The sequence below is a fragment of the Streptomyces sp. genome, from assembly GCF_035645055.1.
Taxonomy (GTDB): Bacteria; Actinomycetota; Actinomycetes; order Streptomycetales; family Streptomycetaceae; genus Streptomyces.
In genome coordinates this window covers 60,752-76,936 of sequence record NZ_DASQNH010000050.1, presented here as the reverse complement: position 1 = coordinate 76,936, position 16,185 = coordinate 60,752, and the positions used below count along the sequence as shown (strand labels likewise).

Annotated in this window: 19 protein-coding genes and 1 pseudogene; 6 read left to right on the top strand and 14 right to left on the bottom strand. The window is 69.6% G+C overall.

Annotated features, from left to right (window positions below; translation table 11 throughout):
* Positions 1 to 2: 2 nt before the first annotated feature.
* From VE614_RS16740 to VE614_RS16705, 8 genes are all read right to left on the bottom strand, one after another.
* Positions 3 to 311, bottom strand: a complete 309-nt coding sequence (locus VE614_RS16740; protein WP_324937235.1) for a SpdD-like protein — start codon at positions 309 to 311, stop codon at positions 3 to 5.
* Between the two features lie 12 nt (positions 312 to 323).
* Positions 324 to 479, bottom strand: a complete 156-nt coding sequence (locus VE614_RS16735; protein WP_324937233.1) for a hypothetical protein — start codon at positions 477 to 479, stop codon at positions 324 to 326.
* Positions 480 to 489: 10 nt separating this feature from the next.
* Positions 490 to 681, bottom strand: coding sequence for a mobile element transfer protein (locus VE614_RS16730; protein WP_086741780.1), 192 nt, complete (start codon positions 679 to 681; stop codon positions 490 to 492).
* A gap of 1 nt (position 682) precedes the next feature.
* Complete coding sequence (locus VE614_RS16725; RefSeq protein ID WP_324937230.1) at positions 683 to 877, bottom strand: hypothetical protein; 195 nt, start codon at positions 875 to 877, stop codon at positions 683 to 685.
* Between the two features lie 19 nt (positions 878 to 896).
* On the bottom strand, positions 897 to 1,586 hold the full coding sequence (locus VE614_RS16720; RefSeq protein WP_324937229.1) for a DUF2637 domain-containing protein: 690 nt from the start codon (positions 1,584 to 1,586) through the stop codon (positions 897 to 899).
* Positions 1,586 to 1,789 (bottom strand): hypothetical protein, encoded by a 204-nt coding sequence (locus VE614_RS16715; RefSeq protein ID WP_324937228.1) that lies wholly within the window; start codon positions 1,787 to 1,789, stop codon positions 1,586 to 1,588. The genes VE614_RS16720 and VE614_RS16715 overlap by 1 nt, the downstream gene beginning before the upstream one ends.
* Before the next feature lie 80 nt (positions 1,790 to 1,869).
* Complete coding sequence (locus VE614_RS16710; protein WP_324937227.1) at positions 1,870 to 3,225, bottom strand: FtsK/SpoIIIE domain-containing protein; 1,356 nt, start codon at positions 3,223 to 3,225, stop codon at positions 1,870 to 1,872.
* A gap of 3 nt (positions 3,226 to 3,228) precedes the next feature.
* Entirely contained in the window at positions 3,229 to 3,582 is a 354-nt protein-coding gene (locus VE614_RS16705; protein ID WP_324937224.1) for a hypothetical protein, read from the bottom strand.
* Between the two features lie 158 nt (positions 3,583 to 3,740).
* Here VE614_RS16705 and VE614_RS16700 point away from each other — a divergent pair, with 158 nt between their 5' ends.
* Both VE614_RS16700 and VE614_RS16695 read left to right on the top strand, forming a co-directional pair.
* Entirely contained in the window at positions 3,741 to 4,472 is a 732-nt protein-coding gene (locus VE614_RS16700) for an XRE family transcriptional regulator (protein ID WP_324937222.1), read from the top strand.
* A 28-nt stretch (positions 4,473 to 4,500) separates the two neighbouring features.
* Positions 4,501 to 4,971 carry an NUDIX domain-containing protein gene (locus VE614_RS16695; protein ID WP_324937220.1) on the top strand — a complete coding sequence of 157 codons (471 nt, stop codon included), beginning with the start codon at positions 4,501 to 4,503 and terminating at the stop codon, positions 4,969 to 4,971.
* Here VE614_RS16695 and VE614_RS16690 read toward each other — a convergent pair.
* Positions 4,959 to 5,519, bottom strand: a complete 561-nt coding sequence (locus tag VE614_RS16690; RefSeq protein WP_324937218.1) for an HD domain-containing protein — start codon at positions 5,517 to 5,519, stop codon at positions 4,959 to 4,961. The genes VE614_RS16695 and VE614_RS16690 overlap by 13 nt on opposite strands.
* Before the next feature lie 484 nt (positions 5,520 to 6,003).
* On the opposite strand from VE614_RS16690, the gene VE614_RS16685 reads away from it, so the two are divergent.
* Complete coding sequence (locus VE614_RS16685; RefSeq protein ID WP_324937216.1) at positions 6,004 to 6,870, top strand: DUF4365 domain-containing protein; 867 nt, start codon at positions 6,004 to 6,006, stop codon at positions 6,868 to 6,870.
* Positions 6,871 to 7,234: 364 nt separating this feature from the next.
* Here the strand turns inward: VE614_RS16685 and VE614_RS16680 are convergent, their stop codons facing one another.
* A complete protein-coding gene (locus VE614_RS16680) occupies positions 7,235 to 7,543 on the bottom strand; it encodes a hypothetical protein (RefSeq protein ID WP_324937215.1) in 309 nt (102 codons plus the stop codon).
* 1,929 nt (positions 7,544 to 9,472) lie between these two features.
* On the opposite strand from VE614_RS16680, the gene VE614_RS16675 reads away from it, so the two are divergent.
* Complete coding sequence (locus tag VE614_RS16675) at positions 9,473 to 10,210, top strand: VOC family protein (protein ID WP_324937213.1); 738 nt, start codon at positions 9,473 to 9,475, stop codon at positions 10,208 to 10,210.
* A gap of 516 nt (positions 10,211 to 10,726) precedes the next feature.
* Here VE614_RS16675 and VE614_RS16670 read toward each other — a convergent pair.
* From VE614_RS16670 to VE614_RS16655, 4 genes and pseudogenes are all read right to left on the bottom strand, one after another.
* A pseudogene (locus VE614_RS16670) lies at positions 10,727 to 10,922 on the bottom strand (IS481 family transposase); the annotation flags it as partial.
* Positions 10,923 to 11,012: 90 nt separating this feature from the next.
* Positions 11,013 to 11,879, bottom strand: coding sequence for a tyrosinase family protein (locus tag VE614_RS16665; RefSeq protein WP_324937211.1), 867 nt, complete (start codon positions 11,877 to 11,879; stop codon positions 11,013 to 11,015).
* On the bottom strand, positions 11,863 to 12,279 hold the full coding sequence (locus VE614_RS16660; protein WP_324937209.1) for a tyrosinase family oxidase copper chaperone: 417 nt from the start codon (positions 12,277 to 12,279) through the stop codon (positions 11,863 to 11,865). The genes VE614_RS16665 and VE614_RS16660 overlap by 17 nt, the downstream gene beginning before the upstream one ends.
* A gap of 293 nt (positions 12,280 to 12,572) precedes the next feature.
* Positions 12,573 to 12,851, bottom strand: a complete 279-nt coding sequence (locus VE614_RS16655) for a hypothetical protein (RefSeq protein ID WP_324937207.1) — start codon at positions 12,849 to 12,851, stop codon at positions 12,573 to 12,575.
* A gap of 648 nt (positions 12,852 to 13,499) precedes the next feature.
* On the opposite strand from VE614_RS16655, the gene VE614_RS16650 reads away from it, so the two are divergent.
* A complete protein-coding gene (locus VE614_RS16650; RefSeq protein WP_324937205.1) occupies positions 13,500 to 14,711 on the top strand; it encodes a glycosyltransferase family 4 protein in 1,212 nt (403 codons plus the stop codon).
* Positions 14,708 to 16,180 (top strand): exopolysaccharide biosynthesis polyprenyl glycosylphosphotransferase, encoded by a 1,473-nt coding sequence (locus VE614_RS16645; protein WP_324937202.1) that lies wholly within the window; start codon positions 14,708 to 14,710, stop codon positions 16,178 to 16,180. The genes VE614_RS16650 and VE614_RS16645 overlap by 4 nt, the downstream gene beginning before the upstream one ends.
* Positions 16,181 to 16,185 lie beyond the last annotated feature (5 nt).

Genomic DNA, 16,185 nt, shown 5'->3' with positions numbered 1-16,185 from the left:
GGTCAACGGCGGTGCTGGGAGGTCAGCAGTGAGCGCAGGACGACGGCGCAGACGGCGACCGAGGTGGCGGTGACGGCGACGGCCAGGAGCATGGAGACCAGAACGGCGCCGACGACCAGGACCACGGCGGTACCGCCGCCGACCAGGGCGAGCACGGTGCCGGGGGTGAGCTGAACCGTGGGCCGGGACGGAACCGGGGCAGGCGGCGAGGCCGGAGTGCCGGGGGTGATGGTGGTCGGCTCGACGACGACCGCGGGCGGGGTAGCCGTGCCGGTGGGCTGGGGCATGGCCGGGAGCTTGGGCCGGAACATGGGCGGATCTCCTCACTTCACGGTGGTGTCGATGACCGGGGCCAGGAGGCTGTCGGCGCGGAGGTAGCCGCCCAGCAACAGCACCAGGACCAGCCAGAGCGGCGGGCGGATGAGCTTGACGCCGAGGACTCCGACAACCAGCAGGGCGAACCAGAGCGGGACGTCCATGAGGTGCCTCCTAGCGGACCTTGCAGCGGTGGGTGCGGGCGGCGAGCTGGGCGGCGGACTGGCTGGAGTAGTCGGCGGACCAGCCGCAGCCGTCGTTGCTGCACACGGCGGCGTGCTTGGTCTGGCCGTTGCGGTCGCGGTGAGTGCCGATCTGTACAGGGCCGATCCGCATCACGGAGTGGAAGAAGTCGCGGGCGGGCATGTCAGTGGGTCTCCTTGCGGGTGGTGGTCGGGTCGGGGAAGGCGGCGCGGATGCCGACGGCGGTGGCCGGGTCGGTGGTGAGGCGGGCCGCTTGTTCGGCGAGCAGGTGGGCGAGGTAGGGCCGGTTGGCGGCGGTCATCTCGCGGGCGGCGTCGAGGTGATCGGCGGCTGTCAAGTCGGCCGGGTCACGGGTCAAGACGTGTCTCCCGTCGGTGTCAGGTGAGCTGGGCGGCGATTGCGTCGGCCAGGTGCGGCGGGACGCCGAGGCGGGCGCGCAGGGTGTCGGTGTCGATCTGGGAACCGGTCCGCTGCTCGTGGTCGGTGGCGACCTTGCGGGCGTGGTCGACCAGCGCGGCCGGGACCGGCACAGGCGGGAAAGCCGGGGACGGTACGGGGGTGGGCAGGGCCGGGGTTTCCTCGGGTGCCGGAACCTCGGCCGGTTCGGCCACTGAGTCCGGCCTAGAGACGGTGGCCGGTTCGTCGGCGATCGGTTCGGGCAGGGGGTCCGGACCGCGGGGTGCCGGCGCGTCCGGCTCCTGTCGGGTGGGTGTGTGGGCGAGGAGGGTGCCGCCCATGAAGGCCAGGGCGGGCCAGGCGGCGACGAGGATGCGGAGCCAGGCCGGAACGGCGCCGAGGTCGAGGAGTCCGGCGGTGGCGACGTTGGCGCCGAGCGAGGCGACCAGGGCGATCGGGAACCAGCACCAGGCCAGCCGGGACGGCCCGTCCGTGCGCAGCCGTCGCCAGGCGGCAACCAGCAGCAGGTCCACCGAGACCGGGTAGGCCCAGGCCTTCCAGCCATCCTGTCCGGCAGCGGCGGCCAGATCGTGCAGGTGGGCGAAGGACAACGCCCCGGCGATGACCGCCTGCACCAGGACGGCGTCCACGCGGAGAGGGGGGCGAGCCATCAGTACTGCCCGCCGGGGTACTGGGGGCCGTCGGTGGGGTCGTAGCCGGGCGGGAAGACGCCCGGCGGCGGCTCGGGCAAGGAGGCGGCCAGAGAAGGGCCGATGGCGTCGACGAAATCGGGGTCGGCGCCGAGAGTGTGGGCGTACAGGGCCAGGGCGCTGAGCAGTTGCACCGTGCGGTTGAAGTCCTCGCGGATGTCCACGGTTCACCTCCGGTTTCTGGCATGACGGGGCTAGGGACCTGGCGCGAAGCGGTCGCGCCGACCGGGGCAGATGTGTGGGGTCAGGCGGCGGTCGGGGCAGACTCGACAGCCGGGGCCGGAACCGAGGCGAGAGTGCCGAGCGCGGGCCGGAAAGCTGCCAGGGCAGGTATGTCCGGGACCAGGTCGGCGTGCCGGTTGCAGATGTTCACGGCCTGACGCAGGGAGGTGTGCGGGGCGCGGATGCGAGCCCAGCCGCCGGTCGAGTCGCCGGTGATGGCGACGCCGGGGGTGTCGGTTGGGATCTGGATCGCGGCCAGGACGGCGTCCGGGGCGATGTCGCCGAAGGCCATGTTCGCGCTAGATTCGTCGTTGACGCGGTGGGCGGTGCGGCCGGTGAGCTGGGCGCGGAGCATGGTGATGCCCTTGCCGAGTTCGGAACCGAAGCGCTGCCCACAGATCTCCAGGTAGATGCCAGCCGCGCGGCCGAGCTGGGCGAGCCGAGCGAGCGCGGTGATGATCCGGTCCCGGCGCTTCTCCCCTACCTTGGTGGCGAACAGGGCGAGTTCGGCGACCTCATCCACCAGGACCACAATCGGCACCGGTCGCAGGTCCTCGCGCAGGTCCCAGATGTCGGCGGCGATCTCCGCATCCGGCACGTCAGCGGTAATCCGCTGCTCGGCCCGGATGAGCTGATACACGTCCTCCATGTGGGCCACCAGCGCGTCGAGGAGTTCGGCGGCAGTGTCGGGGTTGTCGGCGAGCGCGGAGAACCGGCGGGCCAGCGGGAACAGTTCCACGCCCTGCTTGCAGTCGATGCCGACCAGGGCGACTCGTTGCGGCGCGAGCGCGGCGACAAGGTTGCGCTGGTAGACGGATTTGCCGGACTCCGTAGCGCCGAGGGTGAGTGCGTGAGGAACGGCCCGGTAGTCGCGGTAGTGCACGGCCCCGTCTTCGCGCAGGGCGACCGGGACCCGCATCGGCCGACTGTCGAGCCGGGCGGGCATCTGCACCCGCTTGAGTACGTCGTAGCCGGTCATCCGCAGCTCGACCACACCCGAGCGCAGCTCGCGGGAGGTGACGCCGTACATGGCGAACGAGTGCCGCAGCCGGTCACACGAGGCGGCCACGTCGAAGGCGTCCTGGCCGGGGCGGAGCTTGAGCCGCAGCACCAAGCCCGTCCGGGTCACTCGCACCCGAAGGATGCGCGGGGCACGAGGCCGAGGAACAGGCCGGTTGGCCATCCGGGCCAGCGCCAGACGCCAGCGAGGGGCCGGGACCGTCAGGCCGCAGGCGTCCATGACCGAGCCATACCGGACCAGAACCCGCAGCGCGGCGAGGGTGACCCCGAAGGTCAGCCAGTACCAGGCAGGGCGCCGCCACCGCAGCAGACCCGCAGTGGCGACGACCAGCACCAGGGCGACGAGCAGCCAGGCCACGGCTCAGGCCGCCTTCGAGGCCGAGCCCGCAGCGGCCAGCGAAGTCACCGCGACCGCGCGGAAGGCGATCCCGTGCCGCTTCTGGCCGTTGAACTCGTTCTCCCACGCCGAAGCGACCAGACCCGTCAGGACGACCGGGGTGCCCATGGTCAGGTCCTCCGAGACGCCGGACTGCGGGACGGTGAGCTTGAGGATCTCGACCTCGTCGGGCGTGGAGAACATGACCTCCACGACCATCAGGGTGACGCCGTCCTTGTCGGTGGCGATCTCACCGGTCCGACGGTCCTTCACCTTGGGCTGCGGGGCCTTGGCGACCATCACGGTGGCGTTGGAGGTGTCCACGGGGATCTGACGCATCGTCTTATCTCCTGCTGAAGTGAGGTGTTGACCGACATCCCGTCGGTGGAATCAGGAGACCGCGTGAGGGGGTGGACGCATCACCGCCCGTATGGACGTTTGGGGACGTCTGAGCTACCGTCAAAACGTCCCCAGAGGTCCGGACGGAAGGACAGGACGTGGCGAACGAGCGTTTACGGACGGCCATCTCAGCGAAGGGTGAGACGATCCAGTCCGTTGCCGAGCACGTCGGCGTGGACCCCAAGAGCGTCGAACGGTGGATCACCACCAACCGCACTCCGCACCGAGGGCACCGTTGGAAGGCGGCGAGTTTCCTCGGAGTCGACGAGGTCTACCTCTGGCCGTCGGTGGAGAAGCAAGCGGAGAAGGCCAGCGCATCCGAGCTGATCACGTACTACCCGCACCGTGGTGCGGTTCCCGCTCCGCTCTGGTCATCCTTGATCGAGAACGCAACGGACCAGGTCGACATCCTGGTGTACGCCGGACTGTTCCTCTTCGACAGTCACCCGGACTTGCCCGACCAGCTGGCCGAGAAGGCGAAGGCCGGCGCCCAGGTCCGCATCCTGCTCGGCGACCCCGACTCCGAAGCGGTCCGCCAGCGCGGCGAAGAGGAGGGCATCGATGGCGATCTGGCCGCACGCGCCCGGATCACCCGCCGCTACCTAGAGCCCGCCATGTCGACGCCCGGCGTCGAAGTCCGGCTGCACGACACGATTCTCTACAACTCGATCTACCGGTTCGACGAGGACGTCCTGGTGAACCCGCACGTCCTCGGGGCTCCCGCCGGCCAGAACCCGGTGATGCATTTCCGGTACCTCCCCGGAGCGCGGACCTTCCGGCACTACATGCGGAGCTTCGACTACGCATGGGAGCGAGGCCGGGCGGCATAACAGGCCGCGGACGTGCAAGGCTGAACGCATGGCCCGCGTCGACTACTTCAACGATCCCAACGCCCCAAAGGCGAACAGCCTCGTTCCCTCCGTGACCGCCGTCGCCCGCAACGAGGCCGGAGAGGTCCTGCTGATCCACAAGACCGACAATGACCTCTGGGCCCTACCCGGAGGGGGCGTCGACCTGGGCGAGTCAGCACCGGACGCAGCCGTGCGCGAGACGAAGGAAGAGACCGGCTTCGACGTGGAGGTGACCGGCCTCGTGGGCATCTACACCAACCCCGGGCACGTCATGGCGTACGACGACGGCGAGGTCCGGCAGCAGTTCTCCATCTGCTTCCACGCCCGCATCACCGGTGGCGAGCTGCGGACGAGCAGCGAGAGCAAGGAAGTGGCCTTCGTCGACCCGAGCAAGCTGGGCGAACTGAACATCCACCCGTCGATGCGCATGCGGATCGAGCACGGCCTGACCGACCGGGCAGAGCCCTACATCGGCTGATGAGCCATGCGGTCAAGGGTCCGCTCGACAGCGCCCCGCAGGTACGGCCGCGCCTTGCTGATCGCGTTGTGCACTTCAGTGCCCGGCTCGTAGCGCACGAGGATTTCGTCGATCCGGGCATCGAAGTCGAAGGACTGCCCGGCGGGACCGGTCGTCATGTCGGCGAAGATCAGGGCATCCAGGACCGGAGAGTCTTCCCGCTCGTAGACGGCCAGCTCCGCCGACAGCCCGCGCTGTTCCGCCTCGTACACGGCTCCGGAGTGATGCGCGACCAGCCGCACCAGGCGCGCCGGCGCACCCAGCGATTCCAGATGCCGAGCACCGTCGAGAGGGTGGAAGCCGGTATCACGCAGCTCCGGTGCGTAGCCGATGTCATGCAGCCACGCGGCAGCGACGAGGAGATCCCGGTCCACCTCGGACACAGCCACGGATGCCTCGCGCGCCCGAGCAGCCACGGCCTGAGTGTGCAGCCAGCGGTTCCCGAGCGGGGGAAGCAGGGACTCAGCGAGTTCAGCCGCTCCCTGGGGCGTGTCCAGTGCAGAAGACATGGATGGAACGGTAGCCGAGTCGAGCGGTGAGCCGACAGGCCACGATCGAGGGCACCGATCAAGGTGGGGTAAGACTTTCCCTACTTCATCAAGTGCCCGCGCACGGCGCGGGCGCGCGCCGCCTCTGCGGCGCGGCCTGCCTCCTGTCTTCGCCCCGGCTGGCCGCGCCCGGCGGCGCGCTGGCGAGCTGCGGGCATGACGTGGGAGACACCCTCTGTGGCTGGGCCGGTCGGCTCCACGGCTTTAGCCACCTCCCCGGTCCGGGTCCCGCGTCGAGCAAGACCAGGGGGCCACTCGTGCACATTGCGGGCAGGTCCAAAGCCTGCCCGAGTTGCCAACCAGCGTACGGCCCCCTGATCATGCTCGACCCCAAACCGGGCAGGCTACCGGCCAAAGCCGCTCCGCCGACCTTCTCGCGTATCCATCGGCACACTGTCAGTGGCCCTTGGTAGCTTCCCCCTACTGAGGAACTAGGGGGACCGACATGACGAATCGGCCACGCAGTCACGAGATTGCGGCGCTAGCCGTATCCGCCGTCAGTCAAGAATGGATCAAGAGCGGAGCCGCCGTAGAGGAGATAAGAAATGACTACGGAGAGGACCTGTTGGTGCAGACATCCTGGGAGGGGGAGATGGATGACTGTCGCATCTGGGTGCAGGTAAAAGGACGGGAAACAGTAAAGAGGAACCGAAAAGGCGAGCTACCAGCACTCAGAGTCCCAACAGGTCACGCGTCTCGCTGGGCAAATACCGCTGACACTGTTGTGATAGCGATCTGGGACATTTCCCAAGGGAAAGGATGGTACGCCCTACCTCAGGAGCAGATAAATCCGTTTTCCTTGATGATCAGCCAAACGGACTCGGTCGGCATTTACTTCCACCCCGATCACGCATTCGACGCCGCTGCCGCTCGACGCCTCACATGGCTTGCCCGCACGCGTCACGTCGCTAGGCAGCTTGAACACGCCCGCACACAGCAGCGCAACTTCAAAGATTTGAATAATTCAGAAGGCGCGCAAGCCGCACACGGAGTGGCGATCGCAGCCGCTTTCAGTTTCTTAATGAAGATCGGGCTCTTCGTTGATGACGCCATTCCTCCCCCCGCCTTCGACAGTATGGTTCGCGCCGCCTATGTGAACATCGAAGACGCAGATTACTTTTCCACCCCGGAAACGCGTTTCGATGGAGCTATCCATCTGTCCATTCTCGCCCACATGGACAGTATCGAACCCGAACTAGGCGTCCCACAGACACTTTGGGGCGAGTTGGTCGGAGCGGTAACCCACCTATATTTGACACATTACGGCACCATTGAGAATTGGTGGGCCGCTGGACCACGTACGGGGCCTTAGCAGCACTCGGGAAACAACACCCGCAGTGCCAATAACGACAGGGAGGTGGGCGGTCGCCGCGCCCGGCGAAACGGCAGCAGCCCCCCTGCCCGACCGTCGCCAAGGTGAGTGTCTAACTGCGTGACAACGCAGACGGACAGCGGCGAATAACCACGCACACTCGTGGACCATCCCAGCAGGTGAGAGGCACACCAGCCCCAGGTCAGGGGCCCACCCAAGTTGCTTCGGGACGAAGAGGTCGTGCCAGATCCGTGCCAGATCGTGCGGGCAACCACCGGGAACGACGGAGGCCAGGCCGCCGGCCAAGCAGGCCCATAGCCGCCCTCACAGGTCAGCCCAGCAACCCACCCATAGAGACCCCGAGCTAAGCTGAGAGCGCGTGCGGCGCATTGTCGGCCATCTGTAAGTGGGTTTCCTCGGCTTCCAGTCGCTTGTTTGAATTTTCGGCCCGGAAATACCCGTACGCCGAAGCGACTACCGCGCCTACGAGAAATCCAAGATCGCCGACAAAATATGTCATCACCACCACGAATATGATCGGCATGATGAAGTCGATGAATGACCTAAAGTAAATTCCCAAGGCCAACCCCCCCAAAACGAACCCCCAGAACGCTGCAACTTGCGGATTTCGTTTACGAGCCAGTCTAGGGAGCCGATCGAGGATCTGGTCCACGGGTTTCATAGGTTCCGTTGACATAAGATCACCAAGCTAAGCACCCGCTGTCTGCAGTGGCGCTCCTCCAGTCTCTCTCCCTGGCCCCCTACTCGCACCTTGGCTGAGCACCCTCCCTGATCCATAGTGGCCGGCGCTGCCCCTGTCGGACAGAGTCTCGCTAGGGGGCCTCAAGCGGTCGCGATGCCGGTCGCTGACCGAGCCGCATAGGGCGGGCGGCCGCCGCAGCGGGAGCGACGTCCCTGGCTGCGATACGGCAGCGAAGTTCAGCAACCCCAGCAACCGACTGAGCCCGACACCAGCCCTCATGGCCCTTCCGGCAGCCCGTATGACCTTCAATGACCGATCTCTGTAGAGCTACGGAACAGAAGGTTTCTGACATCCACGGCTGACATCAACGACGTCGGACGGAGGCGTACACCAGTGTCTTCGTCCGGCCATCGCACCAGTCGCCGACCGCAGCCGGAGTGGGCGCGAATCGAACTCCTAATGCGGTGGTCACACGGCAGCGCCGCCGACGGCAGTGACGGCAGTGCTGACGGCAACGACGGCGGACGGCAGCAGCACTCGGCGGCCCAGCACGATACCGACATGGGACGATCGGACCGGCTCACCACGGCGTGCCCGCATCTTCTAAGCGCTTGGCCGCAGGTTCGAGTCCTGCCGGGGGCGCAAGTCTCCGCCCTCCCTCATGGGAGGGCTTTTTGCTGGTCAGGGTGGGTGCGGGGCGACACGGCGAGGCCCCGGAAGGCCCCTTGATGATCAAAGGCGGGATCCGGGGCCGTACGGCTGTCACCGGGTTTTCGCGGGTGGCTGTGTCGAATACGTGTCGAAGATCCCGGCCGGAGGATCAGCCGGCGCGGGCGCCTCCGGCAGGTCGCCCGCGGCTTCGAGCCGCCGCTTCAGATCGGGCGGCTGCCCGTCGACGCACCGTGCGTACGTGGCGAGGAGCACGGCCACGCTGTTCCCGGCCCACTCCGCCACCTGGGCGGGCGGAACCCCGTCGTTGAGCCACTCGTCAAGCGCGTGTGCCGGTTGTCGTCACGCGCCGCCCGGTCGGCGAGTCGAAGACGTGCGGCGGCAGCACGGCCTTGCGCGCACCGCGCCACGCCCGGCGGTGACGGAACCGGCGAGGACGCCGCCGACCTCACCCTGGAAGGGCAGATCACCCGGCTTGAGCTGTTCGTCGGCGATGCACCGGCGCAGGATGCGAGTGAGAGCCGGATATCCCGGGACGTGCGTGTCCCGCCCTCCGCGCGGCCCTTCAGGTCGCGGCGCTCGTGTTTCTCACCCGTGCCGGTCCACTGTATTCCGATCTCCGGCGTCGCCGCGTGGATCAGGAGCCCGCACCACCGGTCCTCGGCGTCAGGTTCCGGCAGCTTGCCGTCCTCCACCCGCATGGCCACGGCTGCCTCGGGCCGCGGTTGCCCGCAGTAGTACAGCGCGGCGAAGAAGGCGTGGAGCCGCCTGCCACCGCGCGGCCGGCGCCGCACTTGGACTCCATGTGATCGGCTACCGAGCAGCAATGGCCGTGGACAACATCGAGGAGGACTTCGCCTTCTGGAGCCCCGGCGCACATGGGCCGTTCACCGAGTGGCTCAGGTGAACGCCCCCGTGATGAGAATCTCGGAAAACGGCCAAGGCTACTCGTCGCCCCACTTGGTCCGGAGTTCAACGGAGTGGGGTGCCTCAGCCAGCGTCGCGCGGGTTGTCCGCTGGGGTCGCCCGCTCGTGGAGCGTGTGGGCCCGAGTCGGCCGGCGCCAACTTGAGCAGCAGGATCGGTCAGTGGCGTCGGCGTCGGTGCGCGCCTTCGTTCACAAGGACTCGCCCGGTCGGAAGTCTCGGCAAGCGCGACCACAGTCAGCACCTGGTCGAGCACATGTCTGATCGCGGCGGCCTGGACCGGCAGAAATTCTAGGATCTGCGGCATGGCAACACGACTCGTGCAGATCAACATGAAGGCCCAGGACGACTCCGCGCTCGGCCGGTTCTGGGCGGAGGCACTCGGTTGGGGTGTCGACAGCGAGGGGCCCGGCGTGACCAACCTCGAACCCGTGGGCTTCGCCTACCCCGACCCCGTTGCCGTCTGCATCGACATCGTCGCCCGCCCGGAACCCAAAACGGTCAAGAACCGCGTGCACCTTGATCTGGCCACCACCTCGACTGCCCATCAAGCGGAGTTGGTCGCGCGCTTGAAGGATCTCGGCGCGACGCTCGCCGACGTGGGTCAGGGCGACGTCCCCTGGACGGTCATGGCCGACCCGGAAGGCAACGAGTTCTGTGTCCTGGAGCCCCGTCCGGTCTACCAGGACACCGGGCCGATCGCCGCAGTGGTGGTCGACTGCACCGACCCACGAGGGATGGCCCGGTTCTGGGGCGAGGCGATGGACTGGACGCTGCACGAGGTCACCGACGACCACGCGACCATGCGCTCCGGCAAAGGCGTAGGCCCCTACCTGGAGTTCCTCCGCACCCCTGACACCAAGAGCGTGTGGAACCGCGTCCACCTCGACGTCTGCCCCTACCCCGGTGACGACCTGGCCGCAGAGGCAGCGCGACTGCGCGCCCTGGGCGCCACCGACCCCGATATCGATCAGTCCGCAATCTCCTGGACGGTTCTGGCCGACCCGGAAGGCAACGAGTTCTGCCTCCTCACCCCTCGCTGACCTTGAGCAACGACTCCGGCTGACTCCGGGAACGCGGCGATGACCGCTTGGCGTCAACCCTTGCCGCCGGAGACGGGGAAGGCGTCCCCTGTGAGCCAGCGCGCGTCCTCGGGGGCAAGAAGGCCACGAGCGGCCCGTAGTCGTGGGTCGTGCCCGTACGGTTCCGGTGCTTACGGCGGCGCTTGGCGCCGGCCCTAGGTCACCCTGGGCAGCCCGCAGGGGGAACCGGCTGCCCATGGCGGCCTCTCCCCTGTGGCGCCCGGCGGCAGGTCAGGTGCCCTATGGCTGGGGAGATCCATCGAGCAGGTGTGGGGTGACTACCGATCAGGGGGTGGCCGCTTTCGAAGAGCGCCATCACCCGCACGCACCCCACCACCCCACCACCCCACCACGCAGCTGGAATGCGTGTTGGCGATGGAGTCGGGCTACCTGGCCGGTTCGCCTGTGCGACTCCTCTCGCTCCTGATGGCGACGTGGATCAGCTCACCCCCCCCAGAGCCCGCTCGTAGCGGCGCGCCGGCGCGCCGGCCGGCCGGCGGGCCGGTCGAGCCAGGCCAGGCGGTTCAGGCCGTGCACCGGCCCGGGACGCGGTGCACGGTCGAGGCGAGCAGGCAGGGGACCCGGCCGATGCGGGCCGGGTCGCGGGCCTGTGCCCGGTCCGTGGGCGGCAGACGTGGGCCTCGACCGCGGCGGGCGTCCGGTGCGGTGCCGTGCGGCCAGGGACCGTCTTCCGGATCACTCCGGGACCGCGGAGGCGGCCAGGCACTGTCACTCGGAGTCGGGACGATCCCGAACGAAGGCTCTAGGCGTACCGGTAGATCCCGCTGTGGTCCTCCAGTTCGGCGGGTGTCACGTCCCACGGCGGCAACTTCTCGTGCCGTGCGACGATCCGGCCGCGCTGGGCGTCGCCCCGGGCGAGCGGCTTCGCGGGGAGGTAGCGGGCGCCCCGGTGCCGCCGCTGCCAGCGGGACCAGAGGAGGTCGACGAAGGCGTGGTGCATCCAGAAGACGGGGTCGTTGACGGAGGCACCGCCGACCATGTGGCCGCCTACCCAGCGGTGGACCCGGTTGTGGGTGTGCCACGAAGCGGCGCCCCGGCCTCGCCCCCACCCCTCCAGCTTGTTGCGGAACCCCTTGGCGGACGTGGAGTCCCAGGGGGCCGTGTCGTAGACGGGGTCGTCGATGGCCCGTTTCACATCGCCGGCCGTGGGCAGGGCGATCGGGTCCCGGGAGCGGCCCAGGTCGCGCCTGAGGAACTCGGTTCGGGTGATTCCCACCTTGATGGTCCACTCGCCGTTGCGGTAGGCGAAGGGGCCCGTCATGACCTGCCGGTCGGACGGGCGCCCGGTCCCGCCGAGCAGGTCCTCGGTCCACGGTACGGCCGTGGGGGTGCGGGTGCGCGTCCAGTCCCAGTACGGCACGGTCACCGACTCGTCGACCCGGCGCAGCGCGTCCTCCAGGTCCAGCAAGAACCTGCGGTGCCAGGGCAGGAAGGAGGGTGCCATGTGGGCGGTGCGCAGCCCGCGTTCGCCGTCGGAGACGTAGTACTCGATGTGCGTGCGCACGAACTCGTCGTACTCGCCGCGGCGTTTGACCTCGAGCAGCGCGTTGACGAACCGGCGCCGCTCGGACCGGGTGAGGGTGCTGACGTCCTTACGCGTGTACACCATGGTGGTGATCTCCCTCGGTTGCCTTGCCTCCGCGCGGCGTACCGCTGGGCTCCATGCCGCTGCCCCCGTCGTCCGGCGTGCCCAGTTGTTCGGCGGGGCCGAGTTCGTCGACGGCCGCGCGCGCGGCGGCGAGCGGGGTCGGATACGAGCAGTAGTGGTCGACCATGCTCATCCAGCTGCCGTCCGCCCGCCGCATCAGATGCAGCGGTCGCCCGTCCACGGTGACGTGCCATGCGCCGGAGCCGTCGCGCCCGCGCCCGTCGCCCTCCCCGACGCCGACGATGCGGCGCCCGCGATACGTCTCGGCGAACCGCGCCTTCTCCGCCCCGGCCGGCCTCGACGCCGTCAGGAACGGCGCGAACATCCCGCCGACCGCCGACGCGGACAGCCCCCACAGCACCCGCCGCCGTCCCGTGGCACGCGGGGGACCGGCGACGGCTGACGGACGGTCGTCAGCGGGCCCGGCCTCACTGTGCACCGACGGACACCGAAGTGGTCTGTTGGTTCGCAAGGGTCTGTCTCCTCCTCGTCACGACGGACACCTGACAGCCATGTGGCACACAATCCAGAGGCCGATCCCGCACGCGACGGGATCGGCCCCTGGACGGCACAAGCGCCCGCTACACAAGTCCAGCAGAAAGCCCGGAATGAAGGTCCGGGCAAAAGCCTGAGACGAAAGAACGCCCGAACCGCTCAGACCTGCAGGGTGCGTCCGTCCAGCACGTGGCCCTCGGCCTGCTCGGTCAGGGTGGTCTTCGCGCCCTCGACGGTGCCCGACAGACCGCTCTTCTTCTTGTCGAGCACATTCGCCTGGTCCAGCAGCGCCAGGTCGGCGGGGTCCTTGGCGACCTTGTTCACCACACCGGTGACGTCGGGCTTGCCCGCCGCGACGTCCAGAGCGACGGCGGGAGCGGCGATACCGGCCACGACCATGGATCCGGCGATGACGGCGGCAGCCTTCAGAGACTTCATCGTGTTCCTTTCTTCGGCAACTGGAAAGTCACCAGGGGGAATTGCTTCATCGCCTCTAACGAGCCCCGGACGCCGCGGAAACTCCGCACACAGAAAATTCCGGTGCCCCGCGCGCAAGCTCACCCGAATGAAGGGCATGTCTTATCTGGGTTTCTCATCCTCCTATGAACGCGGGATGAACGCGGGAGACCATGAAGTCCGTGGCGCCGGCCGGTTCACCGGACCCGACAACGGTGATCGGAGCCTCCACGGCAGGCCTCGCGGCCTCACACCTCGCGGCCTCACACCTCGCGGCCTCGCACCTCGCGGCCTTGCACCTCCCGACCTTGCGCCTCGCGCCCATGCGCCTCGCGAGATCGGGACCGCACGGCACTGGCCCGGCGCCGCCCCCCCTCCCCCGCCATCAGGCGCCAACCCTGCGCGAATCAGGGAGGTTTCAACACACGTGTCACTCTTGCCCGATAAATGTGAAACTTCGGGATAGAGTGATGCGTCCTGATTCAGCCGAGAAGTTGATGTTCATCACGAAGGGGCAACGCCGGTCATGCGTCACGCCCGGGATCTTTCCACTGCGACACGCACGGGGATCCACCTGCCCGACGGCCCGTCAGGGCGCGGCTTCCGCCCTCCGCGTCGTCCCGCACGGTGATGACCAGCCGGTCTTCGGGATCGTCGCGCAGCGCGACACGGGCGGCTTCACCACGCGTCCTCCATGTCACCCAGCCGGTGGACGGCGGAGTCGCCCGAGTGGTCACCGAGCTGGTGCGTGCGCAACGTGCGGCCGGTTTCGGCGTCACGGTCGCGTGCCCCGAGAGCGGCCTCGCGCAGACACTGCGGGAACTCGGCGCGAGCGTACGGAACTGGCCCGCCACGCGGGCGCCGGGACGGTCGCTACCCGCTGAGGTACGCCGGCTCGCGCATGTCGCCGACGACGTCCGCCCCGACGTGCTGCACGCGCACAGCGCCAAGGCAGGGCTCGCGGCCCGGCTGGCGGTACGGGGGCGCATCCCGACGGTGTTCCAGCCGCACGCCTGGTCGTTCGAGGCGGTCGGCGGGGTCACGGCGGCGACCGCCACGGCGTGGGAACGGTGGGGGGCACGGTGGGCCGCCCGTGTGGTCTGCGTCAGCGAGGCGGAACGCGAGCGAGGTGTGCGCGCCGGAGTGCGCGCACGCTGGCGGGTCATCCCCAACGGCATCGACCCGGCGCGCTTCCATCCCATCGCCGTCACCACCGCACGAGCCGCCCTCGCGCCGCTCACCGGCCTCGATCCGGCCGCTCCGCTGGTGGTCTGCGTGGGGCGGCTGTGCCGGCAGAAGGGGCAGGACGTGCTGCTCGAGGCGTGGCCCTCGGTGCTGCAGCGGGTGCCGGGGGCCAGGCTGGCACTCGTCGGTGACGGGCCGGAGGAAGCGCGGCTGCGACACCGCGCGCCCGAGGGCGTGCTGTTCGCCGGGGCCGTGGCCGATGCCGTCCCCTGGTACCGGGCGGCCGACCTGGTGGTGCTGCCGTCGCGCTGGGAGGGCATGGCGCTGGCCCCGCTGGAGGCGATGGCGTGCGGGCGTCCCGTCCTGGTCACGGACGTGGCCGGGGCGCGCGAGAGCCTGCCGCCCGGTCACCGGGCGCACTGTCTGGTGCCCGCCGGCCGACCGGGCCCGCTGGGCGACGCGCTCGCCCGTGCTCTGCTCGATCCGCTGCTGCGGGAGTCGCTCGGCCACCAGGGGCGCCGCCACGTACTGACCGCGCACGACGTGCGGCACTCGGCCGAGGCGGTCGCGGCCCTCTACCGCGAACTCCTCGACGCCGGACGCACGGGGACCCATCGCGCGGAACGCACCGAGTGCAGGGAGTCCATCCGCTCGTGACCGCCGAACGTACCGTCGCTCCCCCCGGCAGCCAGCCACCGGAGCACGGATTGCCGCCCGTCTCGGTCATTCCGCCGCGCGGGACCGCCGACGGCTTGCGGCGCCCCGCAGGGCAACGCCCCACGGCGCGGCCCGCTCCGTGGCTGCCGCTGCTCGCCGCGGACGCGGCCGCCGCGCTCACCGCCGCCCCCGCACTCCCCCACCCCCTGCTGGCCGCGCCCCTGCTGCTCGCCGTCCTCTGTCTGAACGCACGGGCGGCGCTGTACCGCCCCGCCGCCGTGCCCGCCGCCCTGGACGAACTCCCCGCCGTCTGCGCCCGGATCGCGGTGAGCTGGTGCGTGCTCGCGGCCCTGGTCGCGGCGTTCGCCCCGGCGCATGCCCTGTCCGTCCGTGCGTTGCTGACCGGCTGCGCCCTGCAGTCGGCGGCGAGCTGCGCGGGCCGCGGCATGGTGCACTGGCGCCGCCGCCGGGCGCTGGTCCGCCACCCCGCCGCGGCCCTCGTCGTCGGTCCTGCCGCCACCGCACAGCGCGTGGCCGCCGCCTTCCTGCGCCACCCCGGGTGCGGTCTCAGGCCGGTGGGCGTCCTCGCCGACGGCCCGGCCGGCGGCGAGGGACTGCCGGTGCTCGGCACCGACGAGGAGGTGCACCGGGCCGTCATCCAGAACGGCGTACGGGCCGTGCTCATCGTGGGCCCGGCGGGCGAACGCGGCCCGCTGCTGCGGTCACTGGCCGAGACGGGCTGCGCGCTGTGGGAGGTCGACGCGGACGCACCGGCGTACGACCGGGCCCGGAGCGCCGCGTACGACAAAGCCGGACGCACGGCCGGCGACCGGGTCCCGCGCGAGCGGATCGCCGGCTTCTCCTGCCGCCGCCTGGAGGCCGGCCGACACCGCGGCGGCCCCGCCAAGCGCGCCCTCGACGTGCTGGTCTCCGGGACCCTGCTGCTCCTGGTCAGCCCGGTGCTGCTGGCCTGCGCGCTCGTGCTCCGGGTCAGCGACGGGCCGGACGTCGTCTTCCGTCAGGAGCGCGTCGGCAAGGACGGCCGCCCCTTCACGCTGCTGAAGTTCCGCACCCATCGCCCGTCCGACGCACACGAGTCCGCCACCCGCTGGAGCGTGGCGGGCGAGCGGGACATGAGCCGCTTCTGCCGTTTCCTGCGCCGCAGTTCGCTCGACGAGCTGCCCCAGTTGTGGAACGTCTTCCGGGGCGACATGAGCCTCGTCGGCCCACGCCCCGAACGCCCCTACTTCGTCGCCGTGTTCAGCGAGAGCTACCCCGGTTACGCCGCCCGCCACCGCATGCGGACCGGCATCACCGGGCTCGCCCAGATCAACGGCCTGCGCGGCGACACCTCCATCGAGGACCGCGCCCGGTTCGACAACGCGTACATCGACGACTGGTCGCTGTGGCAGGACGTGTGCATCCTGCTGCGCACGGCCGCCGCGCTGGTCCGCGCGACGGGGAGCTGAAGCCC

Excerpts from the sequence above, each read along its gene's own strand:
- VE614_RS16675 (WP_324937213.1), top strand. The coding sequence starts at position 9,473 with ATGGCAACACGACTCGTGCAGATCAACATGAAGGCCCAGGACGACTCC.
- VE614_RS16655 (WP_324937207.1), bottom strand. The coding sequence starts at position 12,851 with ATGAAGTCTCTGAAGGCTGCCGCCGTCATCGCCGGATCCATGGTCGTG.
- VE614_RS16720 (WP_324937229.1), bottom strand. The coding sequence starts at position 1,586 with ATGGCTCGCCCCCCTCTCCGCGTGGACGCCGTCCTGGTGCAGGCGGTC.
- VE614_RS16685 (WP_324937216.1), top strand. The coding sequence starts at position 6,004 with ATGACGAATCGGCCACGCAGTCACGAGATTGCGGCGCTAGCCGTATCC.
- VE614_RS16705 (WP_324937224.1), bottom strand. The coding sequence starts at position 3,582 with ATGCGTCAGATCCCCGTGGACACCTCCAACGCCACCGTGATGGTCGCC.
- VE614_RS16740 (WP_324937235.1), bottom strand. The coding sequence starts at position 311 with ATGTTCCGGCCCAAGCTCCCGGCCATGCCCCAGCCCACCGGCACGGCT.
- VE614_RS16650 (WP_324937205.1), top strand. The coding sequence starts at position 13,500 with ATGACCAGCCGGTCTTCGGGATCGTCGCGCAGCGCGACACGGGCGGCT.
- VE614_RS16735 (WP_324937233.1), bottom strand. The coding sequence starts at position 479 with ATGGACGTCCCGCTCTGGTTCGCCCTGCTGGTTGTCGGAGTCCTCGGC.
- VE614_RS16665 (WP_324937211.1), bottom strand. The coding sequence starts at position 11,879 with ATGGTGTACACGCGTAAGGACGTCAGCACCCTCACCCGGTCCGAGCGG.
- VE614_RS16695 (WP_324937220.1), top strand. The coding sequence starts at position 4,501 with ATGGCCCGCGTCGACTACTTCAACGATCCCAACGCCCCAAAGGCGAAC.
- VE614_RS16730 (WP_086741780.1), bottom strand. The coding sequence starts at position 681 with ATGCCCGCCCGCGACTTCTTCCACTCCGTGATGCGGATCGGCCCTGTA.
- VE614_RS16690 (WP_324937218.1), bottom strand. The coding sequence starts at position 5,519 with ATGTCTTCTGCACTGGACACGCCCCAGGGAGCGGCTGAACTCGCTGAG.